The 17,348-nt window shown below is 62.7% G+C and carries 11 protein-coding genes and 1 pseudogene; 10 read left to right on the top strand and 2 right to left on the bottom strand.

The window, feature by feature from the left end:
* Nucleotides 1–90: 90 nt before the first annotated feature.
* A complete protein-coding gene (locus ACXJ16_RS22345; protein WP_463922050.1) occupies nucleotides 91–1,086 on the bottom strand; it encodes an IS481 family transposase in 996 nt (331 codons plus the stop codon).
* Nucleotides 1,087–1,485: 399 nt separating this feature from the next.
* Here ACXJ16_RS22345 and ACXJ16_RS22340 point away from each other — a divergent pair, with 399 nt between their 5' ends.
* From ACXJ16_RS22340 to ACXJ16_RS22325, 4 genes and pseudogenes are all read left to right on the top strand, one after another.
* Complete coding sequence (locus ACXJ16_RS22340; protein ID WP_443478378.1) at nucleotides 1,486–2,631, top strand: endonuclease/exonuclease/phosphatase family protein; 1,146 nt, start codon at nucleotides 1,486–1,488, stop codon at nucleotides 2,629–2,631.
* A gap of 104 nt (nucleotides 2,632–2,735) precedes the next feature.
* The gene (locus tag ACXJ16_RS22335; protein ID WP_463922048.1) at nucleotides 2,736–5,885 is read left to right on the top strand and encodes a P-loop NTPase fold protein; all 3,150 of its coding nucleotides are present in this window, start codon (nucleotides 2,736–2,738) and stop codon (nucleotides 5,883–5,885) included.
* Nucleotides 5,886–6,370: 485 nt separating this feature from the next.
* Nucleotides 6,371–6,691 (top strand): annotated as a pseudogene (locus ACXJ16_RS22330) (ArdC-like ssDNA-binding domain-containing protein); the annotation flags it as partial.
* A 31-nt stretch (nucleotides 6,692–6,722) separates the two neighbouring features.
* Nucleotides 6,723–7,301 carry a DUF3363 domain-containing protein gene (locus ACXJ16_RS22325; RefSeq protein WP_443478915.1) on the top strand — a complete coding sequence of 193 codons (579 nt, stop codon included), beginning with the start codon at nucleotides 6,723–6,725 and terminating at the stop codon, nucleotides 7,299–7,301.
* Nucleotides 7,302–7,636: 335 nt separating this feature from the next.
* Here the strand turns inward: ACXJ16_RS22325 and ACXJ16_RS22320 are convergent, their stop codons facing one another.
* Nucleotides 7,637–8,290, bottom strand: coding sequence for an SOS response-associated peptidase (locus tag ACXJ16_RS22320; protein ID WP_443478914.1), 654 nt, complete (start codon nucleotides 8,288–8,290; stop codon nucleotides 7,637–7,639).
* Between the two features lie 298 nt (nucleotides 8,291–8,588).
* Here ACXJ16_RS22320 and ACXJ16_RS22315 point away from each other — a divergent pair, with 298 nt between their 5' ends.
* The 6 genes from ACXJ16_RS22315 (at nucleotide 8,589) to ACXJ16_RS22290 (ending at nucleotide 17,301) form a co-directional block, all read left to right on the top strand.
* Nucleotides 8,589–9,350: an ImuA family protein gene (locus ACXJ16_RS22315; protein ID WP_443478376.1), complete on the top strand. Its 762-nt coding sequence runs from the start codon at nucleotides 8,589–8,591 to the stop codon at nucleotides 9,348–9,350.
* Nucleotides 9,265–10,800 carry a Y-family DNA polymerase gene (locus tag ACXJ16_RS22310; RefSeq protein ID WP_454798509.1) on the top strand — a complete coding sequence of 512 codons (1,536 nt, stop codon included), beginning with the start codon at nucleotides 9,265–9,267 and terminating at the stop codon, nucleotides 10,798–10,800. The genes ACXJ16_RS22315 and ACXJ16_RS22310 overlap by 86 nt, the downstream gene beginning before the upstream one ends.
* A 38-nt stretch (nucleotides 10,801–10,838) precedes the next feature.
* Complete coding sequence (locus ACXJ16_RS22305) at nucleotides 10,839–11,651, top strand: DUF1028 domain-containing protein (protein WP_454798508.1); 813 nt, start codon at nucleotides 10,839–10,841, stop codon at nucleotides 11,649–11,651.
* A 383-nt stretch (nucleotides 11,652–12,034) separates the two neighbouring features.
* The gene (locus ACXJ16_RS22300) at nucleotides 12,035–12,736 is read left to right on the top strand and encodes a DMP19 family protein (protein ID WP_454798507.1); all 702 of its coding nucleotides are present in this window, start codon (nucleotides 12,035–12,037) and stop codon (nucleotides 12,734–12,736) included.
* A gap of 163 nt (nucleotides 12,737–12,899) precedes the next feature.
* The gene (gene dinB / locus ACXJ16_RS22295; RefSeq protein ID WP_443478372.1) at nucleotides 12,900–13,997 is read left to right on the top strand and encodes a DNA polymerase IV; all 1,098 of its coding nucleotides are present in this window, start codon (nucleotides 12,900–12,902) and stop codon (nucleotides 13,995–13,997) included.
* A gap of 28 nt (nucleotides 13,998–14,025) precedes the next feature.
* Nucleotides 14,026–17,301, top strand: coding sequence for an error-prone DNA polymerase (locus tag ACXJ16_RS22290; RefSeq protein WP_463922046.1), 3,276 nt, complete (start codon nucleotides 14,026–14,028; stop codon nucleotides 17,299–17,301).
* The last annotated feature ends 47 nt before the right edge of the window (nucleotides 17,302–17,348 follow it).

Raw genomic sequence — 17,348 nt, 5'->3', positions numbered from 1 at the left:
GGTCCGGCGATCGATGCGTGCGGCCCTTGTTTGGCCCGCGGCATACGGTCAATCCGGATGCATTACTGGTCACCTCCTGGCTGCGGCCTGCTAGGTGTCTGGTTGCGACACATCATTGGCATAAAATAAGATATCGTCGACTTGCACCATAAGATCGTCGGGTGCCGATGGCTTGTAAAGAGGATTGGCGAGCGCGGGTCTCAGCCCGATCCGTTCTCCTACCCTCTGGCGCGGTGAGCTGCCTTGGAGCACGCGTTGTCGTCGTCGATTGTAAGCGCGGTTGAAGCCGGTCAGCAGGATTTCGAGATCGGCGTGGCGGGCAACATTGATTCCCAATACCTCGCTGGCAATACGGCCATTGAAGCGTTCGACCATACCGTTGGTTTGCGGCGTATAAGGCTTTGTCGTGCGATGAATGACTTTGAGCTGCGCGCAGGCGCGTTCAAAATCATCAGCTGTGAAGCAGGATCCCCGGTCCGTCAGGACGTGGGTGATGCGGAACGGGAAGGCCTTTCTGGCAGCCTTGAAGAAGGTGATGGCATTTGCGGCATTTTCGGCGTCGTAGACGCCGAGATAGACGAACCGTGAGCAGCGATCGATGGCCACATACAGGAAGCGCTTGCGGATCTCGCCGTCCGCGGTGCGCAGCTTGGGCAGATGTTTTACATCGATGTGCACGAAACCCAGATCATAGTCTTTGAAACTGCCTTGCCCTTTACGCGGCTGCACTGCAGGCTTGGGCGGGCGGCGGTTGAGCCCCTCAGCCTTGAGTACTCGATAGATGCTGTCGCGATTGAGGTGCGGCAGAAAGTGGCGAAGCACGAAGGTGAGATCATCCAGGGGGAAACCAGTGGCCCGACGTACCGCGCAGATAATCGCGCGTTCTTCCCCGCTCATGCGCCACGCCAGTCGTTTGAGCCGGCTCGAGCGATCCTGGACCGCCTGGTCTCCACGTTTGCGCCACTTGCGCACGGTTTCGTCGCTGATGCCATAGCGCTTGGCCACGACGCTGGCAGGCTCAACCGAACGAGCAATTTCCGCGCGTACAGCAGGTGTGGTCCGGGCTTGGGGATGTATTTGCACCATCACGAAACCTCATCAGCAAGAGCGGAAAAGCGCCACGCGTGATCTGCGATGGCCCCATTTACCATGTCCCAATGATGTGTCGCAACCAGACAGCTAGGTGGCGAGACCTGGGACTGTTCGCTCATTAAATCAGATGGATAGCATGGCGGGCCCACACTTCGGGCCGCTGGCCCGACTGCATTCGATACCACCTGCGGCTGCTCACACCTCGTTCCATGACGGCTATCGAAGAGTATCGGCATTCGGTTTGAGTGGACTTGGCACGCATATTAATTCTCATGGCGCGATGAGATCAATCGATTGTATCCGGTTTGTGGTTTGTGTCTGTGGCGTTCAAAATCGCTATTCATAATTGTCTCGTATTAATTCATAATAACGTGGGGCGATTCGGGGGGTGACATGACGAACATGTACGCATCGATAAGGCGTAACTTCTACAACGACGAGGCCGGGGCGAAGCATTGTGCTGAACGCCTGCTTGCGATTCGGGCGCGACAAGCGCAGCTACGCGAACGCAAGCGCGATTCCTCGCTGCTGCTTGCGACTTGGAACATCCGCGATTTCGATTCGAACAAGTTCGGTTACGGCCCGCGGCGGGAGGAAAGCCTCTACTACATCGCGGAAATGATCTCCTGCTTCGATCTGGTTGCCGTGCAGGAAGTCAATCGGGATCTGACCGCGTGGCAGAAGGTCATGGCGATCCTCGGCCGCGAATGGGATTTCATTGCGACCGACACGACCGAAGGTTCGGGCGGGAACGACGAGCGCATGGTGTTCGTCTACAACACCGAGAAGGTCTGGTTCCGCAAGATCGCGGGTGAGATTGTGCTGCCCAAGGGGCAGCAGGTCGTAGCGCCCAAGAAGGTCGAGAAAACCGGGGGCGACGAGCAAACGGAGGAGAGCGAGCAGCTTCAGTTCGCCCGCAGTCCGTTCCTCGTGGCCTTTCAGTCGGGCTGGTTTCGCTTCAGCCTGTGCACCGCGCATCTGTATTACGGCGCCGCCTCTGGTCCGGCGCTCGAGCGCAGGATCGACGAGATCGGGAAGATGGTGAAGTTTCTGGCCGATCGGCAGAATAGCGAGAGCAAGCAGGAACAGGACCGGCACGGCGCGGTCGAGAACTATATCGTGCTCGGGGACTTCAACGTCGTCAGTCCCAAGCACAGGACCATGGAGGCCCTCAAATCCAATGGTTTCGTTGTCCCTCCGCAAATCGATGGCGATGTCGTGCGCAAGGCGGGGGACCATTTCTACGACCAGATCGCCGTGCGCGTGAAGGATCCGCGCTTCAAGGTGATTACCGGCGGCATGCTGCACATGTACGAGGACGTTTTCCGCGACGAGGACTTTGATTACTATAGGCAGTTTCTTCCGGCGAAGGACCCCGAGGAAGGCGAATTCGAAGCCAAGACGCCCGAGAAGATCTATGCCAAGTGGCGTACGTGGCAGATGTCGGATCACCATCCCTTGTGGATCGAGATCGCTACCGATTTCAGTGACAGCTATCTGCAGAATATCGCCGACAACGGCCTGGTTCGGCTCGGATGATCGGACGCCGGCTGCACGGTGCCGGGCATTGCGGGCCCCGAACCGGGCCACGCGGATCGACAGAGTAGGAAGCGTGGATAGGCTCTTATTGCTGGATTCTCACTATGGAAGTCGAAAGGACGGATGAACGGCAAGCAGCAACCCATGCGCTGATCATCAGCGTAGGCGGCTATCGTTCGCTACCCGGTTTGCAACTGCAATCTGCCGGCGCATCTGCAAGCGCATTGTCCGACTGGTTCCAGAAGCAATTTCGCAATGTCACGGCGCCGCTCGGGTCGATCGAAACACTTGCTTCCCAGGATGGCCTGCTAGACAGCGAATGGCCGGCGCCAACGATCAAGAACATCCGCCGCAGCGTCGAGAAATGGGTCTACAGCGTTCGCAGCCATCCCGGCAACATAGCCTTTCTCTACTTTGGCGGACATACGCCCGACGTCAATGGTGACACCTTGCTGCTCGCGGATGACGTCTCGCTTGGCAGGCGGGACGGCGACTATCCTGATGAAACTTCGGCGCCATCGTTTCAGTCTGAGAGCACCAGTGCAGCCTTGTCGCTTAACAATTTGCTTGAGGCTTTGGACGGCGCTAAATGCCGCGGGCAGCTCGTTATCGTCGACGGCTGCCGGGACATGCCAGGTAGACTGGACTATTCCGGTTTGCGTGCGGGGCCTCGCTTGCAGGTCTGGCGGGAACGGGCACTGTCACCGAGGCTCCTCATCTACGGTGCGGAACCGGGCGAGTTCACTTATGCGCCTGCAGGTGCACGGCCGTCTTTTCTCGTTCAGGCATTTCTCGATCAGATGAGAACCGCCGATCACGGGCTGGACAGTCAGGCAATCGCGCAAGGTGTCGTCGAGCGAACGGGCATCCTTGCAGCGCAGATGAAGGTCAAGCAGTTACCGAAGATCGACATGCGCGGCAATTTCCCGTTCATCGCACCGGTCATTGATACCTTGCCGAACGAGGCGCCCATGCAACCGGCGAGCGGATCAGTCGCGTCCGTTGCGCACGAACCAGACCCCACAATACAGACAGAGGATTCGTTCGTTTCGCCTGTCTCCTCGCCGGCATCCGAACCGGCGCCTTCGTCGGTTGGGGCGTCGTCGGTGCCCCCAACGGTGTCTCCAGTGACTGGGCCTGAGGTAAATCAGGAACCATCAATCTTGCCCGAGTCCTCGGCGGGCTCGCCGCCTGTGCCTGCGCCGGCTTCGCCGCAGTCTTCCGCGCAGGACACGGCAGGACCGGTTGGCACGCCGCCACCGGACCTTGATTTCCTGGACGACGATGCGGAAGTCGATGACGATGCATTGGGTCGCGGCGGTATCGCCATTGTCCTTGCACGGCGCCTGCACATGATCTGGTGCAAGCTCAATCGGGATTGTGCGCGCTCGAAGACCCGGGCCTCGTTCGTGCTCCATCTCGATGCGCCGTGGGGCGGGGGCAAGACTACCTTCGCGAACTTCATCGCGCGCGTCCTCAATCCCTACGGATACGGCGGTACGCCGGCCGGCTTCCTGCGCGCCCGCTCTGCCGACGAGGCTGCAATCGGGCGCATGTTTTACGAGAAGATCGCTTTGACGGCGGCGGAGAAGCGCCCCTGGATAATCGTCGAATACAACGCATGGCAAAGCGAGCATATTTCCCCGCCCTGGTGGGCCTTCTACCAGGTCATTCGCCACACTTGTTTCGATGCAGTGCGCAAGGGCGATGCCAGTCCAGAAAAAGCTGGCGGGCAATCGAGGCGTTGGGCTGCATTGAAGAGATGGGGCGGGTTGACTTGCGAGTGGCTTTGGCTCTGGATCCGGGAGCTTGGTTGGCGTCTGTGGACGCCCAAGCTGATACTCCCGCTAACGACCTTCCTCCTTGTTCTGGCGTTGAACCTGGGGCTGCAATGGTGGGGTGCTGCCGGTGTCGGGGCGAAATCGTCCGAGAAGATTATTGGCCCAGTGCCTGATAATTTTGCAGGATGGCTCCTGCTCGCCTCGGGCGGCCTGACGGCTCTGGGCGGAGCGCTATCGCTGCTCGTGGGCTCGCTGGCGCCCGGCGTGGACCCGCTGGCCGAAAGACTGAGCCTTGGCCAAAGCGATCCGCTCGAGCGCTTCAGACGCCACTTTCACAAGACGATGGTCCGTATGGGGCGACCAATCCTGGTCGTCGTCGACGATCTCGACCGCTGCAAGCCAGACGTCATCGTCGATCTCGTTCGCGGCATGCGCACTATCCTTCGCAGTCCGCGCGTCGTCTTCCTGATCCTTGGCGATCGCGAGTGGCTGGAGCGCGCTTTCGAGGCGAAGCACGGTGAGATGCTGGAGGTGTCCGGCAGTGCGGAACAGAGCATAGGCGCGCGTTTCGTAGAAAAGGCCATCCAACTGAGCTACCTCCTGCCCGGTCTCGACCCTCAGGTGCAGGTGACTTATGTCGGCGGCCTTCTCGATGGCGCGCAAGGAATTGGGCCGGCCGCTCAAGCCCTGAAGGCCGCTGCGCGTGATGCCGAGATCGCGTTGCGTGTGAAAGTTCGGGAGGAAACAGAAAAGGATCCCACTATCGTCTTCGAAGCCGAGACACTGCGCGATCGTATCAAATCCGAATGGCTTGAAGCCTCGACGGTTATGGATCAGGTTCGCCAGCGAGCGGAAGCGGGTGTCGTGACTGGTGCTGGAGCGGGCGCTTCTGCAGCGACATCAGCAGTCAGCGCAGAAGATGCCGCAAACCAGGCGGTCGGACGGATCATCAACGATGAACTGGCTATCGCTGTTGCGGCCACGCCGGATGTCGATAAGGTGACTGCGAGGCGCCTCGTTGCGCTCGCCCCCTGGCTTCCTGCCAATCCGCGTCAGATCAAGCGGATCATCAACTCCTTCGCCATTCACCATGCCGCTGCCCTCCAGCATCCGACTTACTCGACAACGGGGGACGGCTGGTTCCGGCTGGCGACCTGGGTCGTGCTCATGGTCGAGTGGCCCACGACGTGGCGTTTGCTCGCATCCTGTCCCGAGCTTGCCGACATGCTTGCGCAAGAGGATCCCTCCGCTACCGTCAAGGCCTGCACTACCGCGCAATTGCCGGGCTCGTTCGAAGCGACCTTGAAAGAGCTTCAGAGAATGAAGACCGACGACCGGTTGATGGGGCTTGTCGGCGGGCAATTTGCCGGGGGTGTGCGTCTCGACAAGGCCGCCGTTGTAGAGCTGCTGAAGTTGACCCCGCCTTATGCGCGCGCGCCGCGCTTGCCGGATCCTGCTCCTCCCAAGACCTGAACTCTCTGGGACCCGGGCTCTTTGGGTCCGAGCGTTTTGGGCCTGATCTCTGGGTGCTGAGACGCTTCCTGATGACCCGAAGCCATCGGGCGCCTCGCGCCTGAGGCGCGACCGCGCTCCATGCCGCACGCGGACGGGACAATGCCAGCGTGCAGGGCACCGAGCCCTTTCGGTCTCGGCCATTCGGTGAGGATCGCTGGCGCAGGATGCCGGTCCATCGTGATGGACCGGTGACGTAGACGCGCGCTTTCGCGCGCGGCGTCTTTTGGTGAGCCTCCCTCTCGGAGCGCGGGTGGGCTTGGCGCCCGTCTAGGCCCGCCGGCACCGCCTGCAAGCCGCACATGCGTGCGGCTCCTCCGACTTCGCTCCGGCCCCAAGGGGGGCAGGCGCTGCCCTGCAGCGGGCCTTGCGGTCACCCGTGCCGCCCACCCCCGCTCCGTCGGGGGAGGCCATGGTGGTTTTGGGGCGAGGTATGGAGGTGAGACATGCGCAGCAATCGCAAGGCTCCGTCATGCGCGGGGTCGCAATCGGGAGGCGCGCTATCGAAGGGCGCGGGCTCTGGTGCCGTGGGATCACGAGCCACAGGTCGGGGGACGAATCGGGCCTCGCTTTATGACGAGGTTACGGCCCGGATCATTGCCGAGCTCGAACAGGGTCGAGTGCCGTGGGTGCAGCCTTGGAGCGGCGAAACCGCTGGCGGGAGTTTTGGGGGACCGGTGACGGGGCTTGCAGTCAATTCCCTGACCCGGCGCGGGTATTCAGGCATAAACGTGCGGATCCTGTGGGGCGCAGTCATCGCGGGCGGCTGGGCCTCGCAAGGCCGATGGAAGCTGGCGTATTTCGTCCGAACATCTCGAAGTAGCAGAACGCTTCGAGCAGCGCGATGTCACTTCCCGGCCCGTCGCTATCGAGGTCCTGGGGGCGGGATCGTTGGAGCGGATGGCCGTGATGGAAGGGGCGACCTGGCTCGATCGCGAACTTGCATCACCCTCTGGACTGGCCATGCGCGATGCGGGTTTCGGCCGGGAAGTTCGTGCAGGTCTGGATCAGCGGCGCCAATGGCTGGTCGAGCAGGATCTGGCCGATGTTTCGCCGAGTGGTATCAGATTGCGGCAGAATGCTCTGGCGTTGCTTCAGCGGCGCGAATTGCTGCGGATCGCAGAGCGTCTTTCAATAGAGCTTGGGAAGGATTTCTCGGAGGCGAAGACCAGCGATTGGATTGAAGGCAAGGTGAGCCGCCGGATCGATGGCATTTCGGGGCGCTTCGCGCTTATAGAGCGAAGCCACGAATTCACCCTGGTTCCATGGCGGCCCGTGCTCGAAAAGCAGCTTGGACAGCAGGCCGGCGGGATCATGCGCGAGGCCGGTATCAACTGGCAGTTTGGACGTGGTCGTTCCGGGCCGGAAATCTCGTGATCGGGGCTTGGCGGTGGAGGGGGGGCGTGGGCGCTGCTTATGCAAAGCGCCGCCAATCCGGGTGCATCCGCGGTCGCGCTTGCTGACGGGTGTTCTACATGCCCTCCATGAAAAGCGAACGTGCAGCACAACGTTATCGGCAGGCCGTGAATTTTGCGGGCAACAAGCAGGCCATTGAAAGGGCGGGGCAGGCCCTCATCAACGCGTTGTGGGCGGGGGGGCGTCCGACGTCCGAACGGAGGGACCGTTTCCATTGAAGACGTATATTGAAGCCGGTCTCCTGGCGGCGGCGCTTGCGCTTCCCTGGTTGGTGCGTCTGATCGCCTGAGTTTGGGCTACAGCGGCAATGACAACTGCGGTGAGGGTGCCGGCGGCTTGTCCATTTGGGACTTGTCGGACCATGGCTCGTCGGATGGCTCGCGCAGTAATTCCCGCTCCCATGGATTGCAGAGCCCGTGAGCGGCGGTTGGCGAGCCGTCGGTCCAGGTCTTCCAGTTTTCGCGGCGCAGGATCACTGGCATGCGGTCGTTGAGATCCAGCATGGCTTCATGCGCGGGAACCGTCATCATCGAGAAAACGTGCCCCCATTCGTCGCTACGACGCCAGATGCCTGCGACTGCGAAAATCTCCTCGCCGGGTAGCGAGAACCAGGTCCGGGTCATCTTTCCTTTTTTACCTTCCGGTTCGGCCCAGGCGTTTAGTGGAACGAGGCAGCGACGCCGCGCAAAGCTCCCGCGCCAGAATCTCGATCCAATCTTGTCCGCACGCGCATTGTAGATGGGGTGAGGCTTCAGCATCTCGCCGGTCACTTTGCTTGGATCGGTACGCGGGAAGCCCCAGGCCATCGCCCGGGCTTGGCTTTGCGAAATAACCAGGCCGGGGTCTGTCGGTGCCACCACCTCGAGATAATTGGCCCCGCTCGACGGCTCGGTGTCGAAAAGCGCGGCGATGGCGCTAGCAGGTGTCGTCAGGCGATAGAGGTTGCAGATGGGAGCATCCTTTCAAAACCATTCTACGCCCGCAGGCAGGTTCAACAAAGAGTGAGCAACACTTCTGAGGGCGGGCGCACGCCGATTCGCTCACTCGTTAGCCGCCACTGCCTGACGCTCTGTCCGAAACGTAAAGCAGTGGGGATCGGCGGCTCAAATTTTCGCAGCCTTATTGTCTGAATTCCGGGCCCTTTCCCTGCCCGCGCGTTGCGATGTTCGAGGCGCGGCGTTGACTCTTAGACGGAATAGAACAAAATAAGAACGAAAATTCCATCGCAGAGCCACAAGGAGGCCCTTCATGACGGAGCGAGGGTCGCCATCTCGCATTGATACCCTGCGCGCCCGGATCGCCGAGATCGAGGGCGGCGACAGGCGCGCGCGCGAGGTATTGCCCTTCGGGCTTGAAGCGCTCGATGCCAAGCTACCCGGCGGAGGGCTTGCGCTGGGTTCACTCCATGAAGTGGCCGGCGGCGCCCAGGGCGTGACCGACGGCGCAGCCGCAGCGCTGTTTGCCGCAGGCATCATGGCACGCGCCGAAGGCAAGATCCTCTGGTGCATGACCAAGGCCGATCTCTTCGCGCCGGCCATCGCCCTGGCCGGGCTCGATCCCGACCGTGTCATCTATCTCGAAGCACAGGACGAGACCTCGCTGCTCGCCTGCTTTGAAGAGGGGTTACGCCATGGCGGGCTTGGCGGTGTGGTTGCCGAGGTGGCGCGTCTTTCGATGCCGGTCTCTCGCCGCCTGCTCCTGGCTGCGGAGCAAAGCGGTTCGATCGGGATTGCGCTGCGCCGTTGGCGCAAGCGCGAGGATGCTGCTGATTTCGGGCAGCCGACGGCGGCCGCGACGCGCTGGCGGGTGACAGCGGTTCCGTCGGAAATCTTGCCGGTCCCCGGCGTCGGGCGGCCGCGCTGGTTCGTCGAGCTCATTCGGTGCCGGGCTGGTGAAAGCGCCGATTTTCTTCTGGAATCCTGCGATGCGACAGGTCGTCTCGCTCTTCCTGCCGACCTGGCCGATCGACCGGCTGCGGCGCAGGCTTGGGCGGCAAGCACCGCCGCCTGACGCGCCGCTGGTCCTGGCGGGCATGGAAGGGCGTCGCCGCGTGCTGACTTCGGTGAGCGCGCCTGCGCGCGCTCTCTGCCTGTACGTGGGCATGGCGGTGACCCAGGCGCAGGCGCTGGTGCCCGATCTGCTGATCATGGACGCCGACCGCGACGCAGACGATGAGGCGCTGGAGCGCCTCGCGGTCTGGTCGCTGCGCAAATACTCGCCGCTCATTGCGCTCGATCCGCCCGATGGCTTGATGCTCGACGTGACCGGGGCAACCCACAGTCACGGAGGAGCCAGGGGGCTGCTTGCCGACATGCTGCGCCGGCTCGTCGAAGTCGAGACCGCCGCGCGCGCCGTCTGCGCGCCGACCTACGGGGCTGCCCATGCGCTTGCCCGCTTTGGCGGCGAGATCTTGCGCCCCGAAGGACTTGCTGTCGTCGATCCGGCAGACTTTGTCGAAGCGGTTGCGCGGCTGCCGCTTGCGGCACTTCGCCTGGAGGCCAAGGCGATCGAAAGCCTCGCCGCGCTGGGCATCGAAACGATCGCGGAATTGGAGGCCATGCCGCGCGCTTCGCTCGCCTTGCGGTTCGGTTCCGATCCCGGCCGGCGGCTCGACCAGATCTATGGGAGGCTGCCTGAACCTTTCGAACCTGTCGAGGCGCCGCGTCAGATCGAAGTCGAGCGCCGTTTTGCCGAGCCGATCGGAGCCCCGGAGACGATCGCGCGCTACGCCCGCAAACAGGTCGATGCGTTATGCGAATTGCTGGAGGAGGCAGGTCTCGGCGCGCGCCGGCTCGATCTTCGCTTCCACCGCGTCGACAATGCCGTTCAGGCCATCCGCGCCGGGCTTGCCAAGGCGAGCCGCGAGAAAAAGCAGATTGCCCGGCTGCTGTGCGACAGGATCGAAACCATAGATCCCGGCTTTGGCATCGAGCGCATGGTGCTGGCGGCGCCGGTGATCGAGCCGCTGGGCCTGCGGACCATGTCGAGCCTCGGCGACAAACCCGGTCCCGACGTATCCGCGCTCGTCGATATCCTCGGCAATCGGGTCGGGGAGCAGAGACTGTTCCGCATCGCCGCGCGCGAAAGCCATACCCCCGAGCGTTCGGTCATGCGTATTGCACCGATGGCGGATCCGACGCTTCTGCGCTGGCCCGAGCGCTGGCCGCGGCCGGTGCGGCTGTTTGCAAGGCCGGAGGCGATCGAGACGATGGCGCTTTTGCCGGACCATCCGCCTGTTCATTTCGTGTGGCGCGGGGTGCGCCGGCGCGTGAAGCGCGCGGATGGTCCCGAGCGCATCTACGGCGAATGGCATTTGAGCGAAGCGGAATGGCTGAGCGTGCGCGATTATTTCCTCGTCGAGGATGAGACCGGCGCACGTTACTGGGTCTTCCGGCAAGGCGATGGCGTGGATGCTGCGACCGGCGGGCAGGGCTGGTATTTACATGGACTGTTTGGGTGAGGTCATTGTCCTTCGCGAAATGAATGACATTTCTTGCCTTGCTTGCCGAGGGCAAGTCCCCCCGCGAGACGATCGATGCGCTTCTTGCCTCGGACGGCAATTTCGAGGGTCAGGATATCAGCTTCAGGCAAGTCGGCGTCGTTGCTCCTGGTAGCCCGGGAATGGTGTATTCGGGAAGTGAAGCGCTGGCGTCGGGATGGGCGGGAGCGCGTTCGGGCTCCGTTTTAAGCGTCCAGGGCAATGGCCTTGCCGGGGAGCGGGTGCTCAGTGCCGCGGAAAGGACGTTTCTTTCGGGAGAGGGCAGCCTTGCCCCGCGCCTGCTGGCCGCGCTCGAAGCAGGGGAGGCCGCAGGCGGCCAGACGACGGGAAGAATGTCCGCAGCGCTTCTCGTCAGAACCCGCGACGACGGCTGGCAGGACGTCGATTTGCGGGTGGATGCCGCGCCGCAGCCGGTGGCCGAGCTGTGCCGGTTGTTCGATCTGCGCTTGGCGCAGGAGTCGATAGGCCGCGCCGAGCGTGCCTGGTCGGCCGGGAAGCGGGCCGAAGCTGAGGCCGCAATTGGGCAAGCAACGCATCTGGGTGAGGGCTGGGATCGCATCTGGCGCCGTGCGGCTCGGCTTTCCATGGCGATGAACGATCGGGCGCAGACAATCGCGGCGCTCAAGGCATTTGCATCGCTCAATCCTACATGGGCCAGGATCGAGCTTGCTGGTCCGGTTTATCGCGGCCTTGATATCGCAAGCCTGATGCCTGCGCCGGGACAAAGTCGGGCCGATCTCAGCGAACCGGTGCACTCATCCCCTGCGTTCTTCCGGATAGGATCCATTCACAGGAGTTCCCTGGTCCGCTGATCGTTTTGACGGTCGGGAATCTCAAACCGACCGGGGCGGCGCAGCGGGGCCTTGGATCAGACTTGGCAGTGTTGCGGAGCGTTTGGGCTCGGTAAGGGCGCGGATGGTGTGCGTGCCAGTTTGGCAGGCTGGTAGTCAGACGATGGCGGAATGTGTGCCGGTAGGTGGCCTGCGGGCCGGTGGGCGGCCTGCGGGCTGGTAGGTGGGCGGGTGGCCTCCAAGCTGATAAACAAGTCGGGCTTGGTCGTTTCGAGCAGCCAATTACTGCGTTTTCACGTTACCGCCTAATCTTAGCAAATCCGGCATTGACCTGAGTGTGGTAGGTGTCATCTCGCATCATGCGATCTTGATTTGGAGCACTAATGGCCGATAGCCGACCCATCATGAGCGAAGCCGAGTTCGAACGTGCTGCAGCGTATTTCGACGATCGGTGGTGGATGACAGGAGAAAACCTGATCCATGTCCCATCGGTCATGAACATTGAGGGCTGGAACCTCTACGGTCACTCCGGGCAAATGCTATTGACCGAGGCGCAGCGAACCCTTTTGATGTGGTCCGACATCGTTGGACAAGTCAGCAATGGGGGTTTCACGCAGTATTGTCAGAACTATGCGGAACACCTGTCACTTGGGGTTGCTGCTGTTAAGGCGCTGTACTGGCCTGAGCTGAGTGACAGGTTTGCGCTGGCGATGACTGAACAGGCGGGTGATGTCATTGCACCGCGTTGGATCGAGCCGATCTGGCCTGCGGATGATCCCGAGTTATGGGCTCGAAGCCGTGATAGATTTGTTCGACACCTTGCTCGCAAGCGGAAGCCATGGTGGCGACCAGTTATGGGCCGGGATCTTGCCGGGGTTGCAGCGCAAATTGATGACTGGGGACTTGCGGTACAGTATCGCGAGGCAGTGCGGGCAGGCGATCTGCCGTCCGGCGGGGAGCGCTTCCTGGACTATGTCGAGCCTGCGAACGATGATGCCAATGCGTTCGACGAATGGTTCTTCTCCGTCAAAGCTCAAGCTGCATCGGTGCAGCACGTGCACGCGTTTATAATGCGGAATCGTCAGGAGCTTTATCGCACACCATAAACGAACGGCTGGCCTGGAGGAGCGGCAAGCTGTCCCTGAACGTTTGCAACGGGGCGTTTCCTGCCGCCAAGGGTCACGGGCGGACTCTTACTCATCTGGCATCGGGGCGATTGAATGCGCCAGTATGTTCTCTAATTGTTCTTTTTGTGCTAGCTGGGGATCTATGCCCGACTCGCGCGTCAGAAAGATCATTCACGTCGACATGGACGCCTTCTTCGCGTCGGTCGAACAACGCGACGATCCGGCGCTTCGGGGCAAGCCGGTGGCCGTCGGTTACCCGGCCGCGCGCGGCGTGGTCGCGGCGGCAAGCTACGAAGCGCGAACCTTCGGCGTGCGTTCGGCGCTGCCTTCCGTCACCGCGAAGCGGCGTTGCCCTGACCTCATCTTCGTGCCGCCGCGCTTCGACGTTTACAAAGAGGTCTCGCGGCGAATTCATGCGATCTTCGCCGACTACACCGATCTCATTCAGCCGCTCTCGCTCGACGAGGCCTATCTCGATGTGACGCAAGCCGTCGCAAAGGGGCTTCGGGGCAATGCGACCGCCTGGCTGACTGCCAAGGAAATCCGTGCGCGGATCCTGGAGGAAACAGGACTGACGGCTTCCGCCGGCATTTCCTACAACAAGTTCCTGGCCAAGCTCGCCTCCGACCAGAAGAAGCCCAACGGCCAGTTCGCGGTGACGCCCGATATGGGGGCAGCCTGGACGCAGAGCCTGCCGGTGAAGCGCTTCTATGGCGTTGGCCCGGTCACGGCGCGCAAGATGGAGGCGCTTGGCATCGAAACCGGCGCTGACCTGCGCGCCAAGACGCTCGGCTTCCTGCAAGAGCATTTCGGCAGTTCCGCCGAATGGTACTACCAGATTGCACGCGGCATCGACGAGCGACCGGTCAATCCTGATCGGGAACGCAAGTCCTCGGGCAGCGAGACGACCTTCGACCGCGATCTGGTGGCGGATACAGAGATCGAGGCAGGCGTGCTGGGCCAGGCCGACGATGTGTGGACCTGGTGCGAACGGGCGCAGTCTTTTGGGCGGACGGTAACCGTGAAGGTCAAATACGCCGACTTCCAGCAGATCACACGCAGCAAGACCTTTCCGATGGCCGTGCGCAGTCATGAGCAGCTGCGCGAAGCAAGCCTCGCACTCGTTCGGCAGGTGCTGCCGACCGAAAAAGGCGTGCGCCTGGTCGGCGTGACGGTATCGGGTTTCGAGCAACAGGAAGCGGGCGCCGCGCTGCCACTGTTTGCGGATGGGCTCGTCTGAGAAAGCCTTGCCGAAGGGCTTTACAGCCATGCGCTATGCCGAACTCCAATGCGCCTCGCACTTCTCGTTCCTGCGCGGGGCTTCGAGCTGCGAGGAATTGTTCGCCACGGCTGCAGCGCATGGGCTTGAGGCGCTCGCCATTACCGACCGCAACAGCCTCGCCGGGATCGTGCGCGCCTACGATGCCGCGCGTTCGACGGGCGTCCGCCTGATTGTCGGTTGCCGGCTCGACCTCACCGAGGGGCACTCGCTCCTCGTTTATCCCATGGACCGGACAGGCTATGCCCGCCTTTGCCGCCTCCTCAGCCGGGGCAAGCAGCGGGGCGGGAAGGGCAAGTGCCTGATCGGCTGGGACGATGTCGCGGATCATGCCGCAGGGCTGCTGGCGATTTTGCTTCCGGGCGAGGTTGAGGACGCCGAGCCGGTAATTGCCCGCTTCGAGCGGATCTTCTCGGGGCGCTGCTATCTCGCCCTGACGCTGCATCGCCGGCCCGGCGACCAGATGCGGCTCCATGGCCTGTCCCATCTGGCCGCGCAGCACCAGGTGGCGACCGTCGTCACCGGGGACGTACTCTACCACCATCCCCATCGCCGCGTGCTGCAGGAGGTCATGACCTGCATTCGCCATCGCTGCACGATCGATGAACTCGGCGCGCGGCGGGAAACCAATGCCGACCGCTTCCTCATGCCACCTGCGGAAATGTACCGCCTCTACGGCCGATACGAGGCAGCACTGGCGCGCACCATCGAGATCGCCGAGCGCTGCCGTTTCTCGCTTGACGAATTGCGTTACCAATACCCAGAGGAAACCGCGATCCCCGGCCTGACCTCGCAGCAAGTCCTCGAAAAGCTGACCTGGGACGCAGCCGAGCAGCGCTATCCCGAAGGCCTCCCTGATGAGGTGGCGCGGCTGCTGCGGCACGAACTCTCGCTTATCGGCGAGCTTGGTTATGCGCCCTACTTCCTGACGGTCAATGCGATCGTCCGTTTCGCGCGCAGCCGCGAAATTCTCTGCCAGGGCAGGGGTTCTGCAGCCAACAGCGCGGTTTGCTATGTTCTGGGTATCACTTCGATCGATCCGGCCCGCTCCGATCTGCTGTTCGAGCGCTTCATCAGCCAGGAGCGCAAGGAGCCGCCCGATATCGACGTCGACTTCGAACACGAGCGGCGCGAGATCGTCATGCAATGGGTTTTCGAGACCTATGGCCGTAATCACGCCGCCCTCTGCTCGACGGTCATCCGCTACCGCGCCAAGGGCGCCATCCGCGATGTCGGAAAGGCGCTGGGCCTGTCCGAAGACCTCATCAAGTCGCTGTCCGGCCAGATGTGGGGCTGGAGCGAAGACGGTGTCGAGGACCGCCACGTCAAGGAACTGAACCTTAATCTGGGGGACCGGCGGCTGCGCCTTGCCATCGACCTGGCGCGCGAACTGATCGGGACGCCCCGGCACCTCTCGCAACATCCGGGCGGCTTCGTGCTCACCCATGACCGGCTCGACGAGCTCGTGCCGATCGAGCCGGCGGCCATGCCGGACCGTCAGGTGATCGAATGGGACAAGGACGATATCGACATCCTGAAGTTCATGAAGGTCGATTGCCTTGCGCTCGGCATGCTGACCGCCATGAAGCGCGGCTTCAACTTCCTCAGCCAGCACAAGGGTATCGAGATGGATTTGAGCACCATCCCGCCCGAGGACCCGCGTACGTACGCCATGATCCGCGCCGCCGATACGCTCGGCGCCTTCCAGATCGAAAGCCGCGCGCAGATGGCGATGCTGCCGCACATCAAGCCGCGCACGTTTTACGATCTGGTCATCGAGGTCGCGATCGTCCGGCCGGGGCCGATCCAGGGCGACATGGTCCATCCCTATCTGCGCCGGCGCGCCGGCAAGGAGCCGGTCCATTATCCCAAGCCCGAACTCGAAAAGGTCCTCGGCAAGACCTTGGGCGTACCGCTGTTCCAGGAACAGGCCATGCGCGTCGCGATCGAATGCGCGGGCTTCACGCCGACCGAGGCCGACCAGCTGCGCCGCGCCATGGCGACATTCAAGTTCACCGGCGGCGTCTCGAAGTTCAAGGAGAAGCTCGTCACCGGCATGACCGAGCGCGGCTATACCGCCGAGTTTGCCGAAAAGACCTTCGGCCAGCTCGAGGGCTTCGGCAGCTACGGCTTTCCCGAAAGCCATGCCGCGAGCTTTGCGCTGATTGCCTATGCTTCCTGTTGGCTCAAGTGCTGGCATCCCGATGTCTTCTGCGCGAGCCTGCTCAATGCCCAGCCCATGGGCTTCTATGCGCCGGCCCAGATCGTGACCGATGCCCGCGGCCATGGCGTCGAAATCCGCCCGGTCTGCGTCAATGCCTCGCGCTGGGACTCTACGCTGGAACCCACGGCAAGCAGCGGCGAGGATGACCTTTTTGCCGTGCGTCTCGGCATGCGCATGGTCAAAGGGCTCGCGGAGGCGGATGCTGCCAGGATCGTCGCCGCACGCGCGGATCAGCCCTACATGAGCGTTGAGGAGCTGTGGCGCCGGGCCGATGTCCCGGCGGCCGCTCTCGGCAAGCTTGCTGAAGCCGATGCCTTTCGCCCTTCGCTTCGCCTGGCGCGGCGCGAAGCCCTATGGGCGATCAAGGCGCTGCGCGACGAGCAGTTGCCTCTCTTTGCCGCTGCGGAGGCGCGGGCTGACGGCTTCATTCACGAGATCGTCGAACAGCCGGTTCTGCTGCGCGCGATGACCGAGGGCAGGGAGGTGGTCGAGGACTACGGCCACGTCGGTCTGACGCTCAGGCGTCATCCGGTCGCCTTCCTTCGCGGGGACCTGGACGGCAGGAACGTCGCGCCCTGTCGTTCGCTGGCCGCCATCCGCGACGGTCGCCGCGTTTCGCTCGCCGGCCTCGTGCTGGTGCGCCAGCGTCCAGGCTCTGCCAAGGGCGTGCTGTTCATCACCATCGAGGACGAGACAGGTGTTGCCAACCTCATTGTCTGGCCGCGCATGTTCGAGGAGAACCGGCGGATCGTGATGGGGGCGCGCATGCTCGGCGTCGAGGGCATCGTTCAGCGAGAGGGGGAGGTTATCCATGTCATCGCGAGGAAGCTCGTCGATCTGACCCCGCTATTGTCCGCCGTGGGGCGTGAGCGCGAGGCTGCCTGCGAGCCGTTCCCGCTGCCCTTCGGGCGCGGTGACGGCGCGAAGAACGGCGGTGGGCCGGATCCCCGGGATCCGGTTTCAAAGCATCCCGCGCCCAGAGACATCCTGATCCCCGACCTCCACATCGACACGTTCGGGAAGGGGCGGAATTTCAAATGAGAAACCGCCCGGCATTCCCTGTCGCCTCGACCTGAGGCCAACCGGGA

It is taken from the genome of Novosphingobium sp. TK71, from assembly GCF_055361505.1.
Note: the sequence above shows the minus strand (reverse complement) of the source record. Positions and strands in the feature narration are given on the sequence as shown.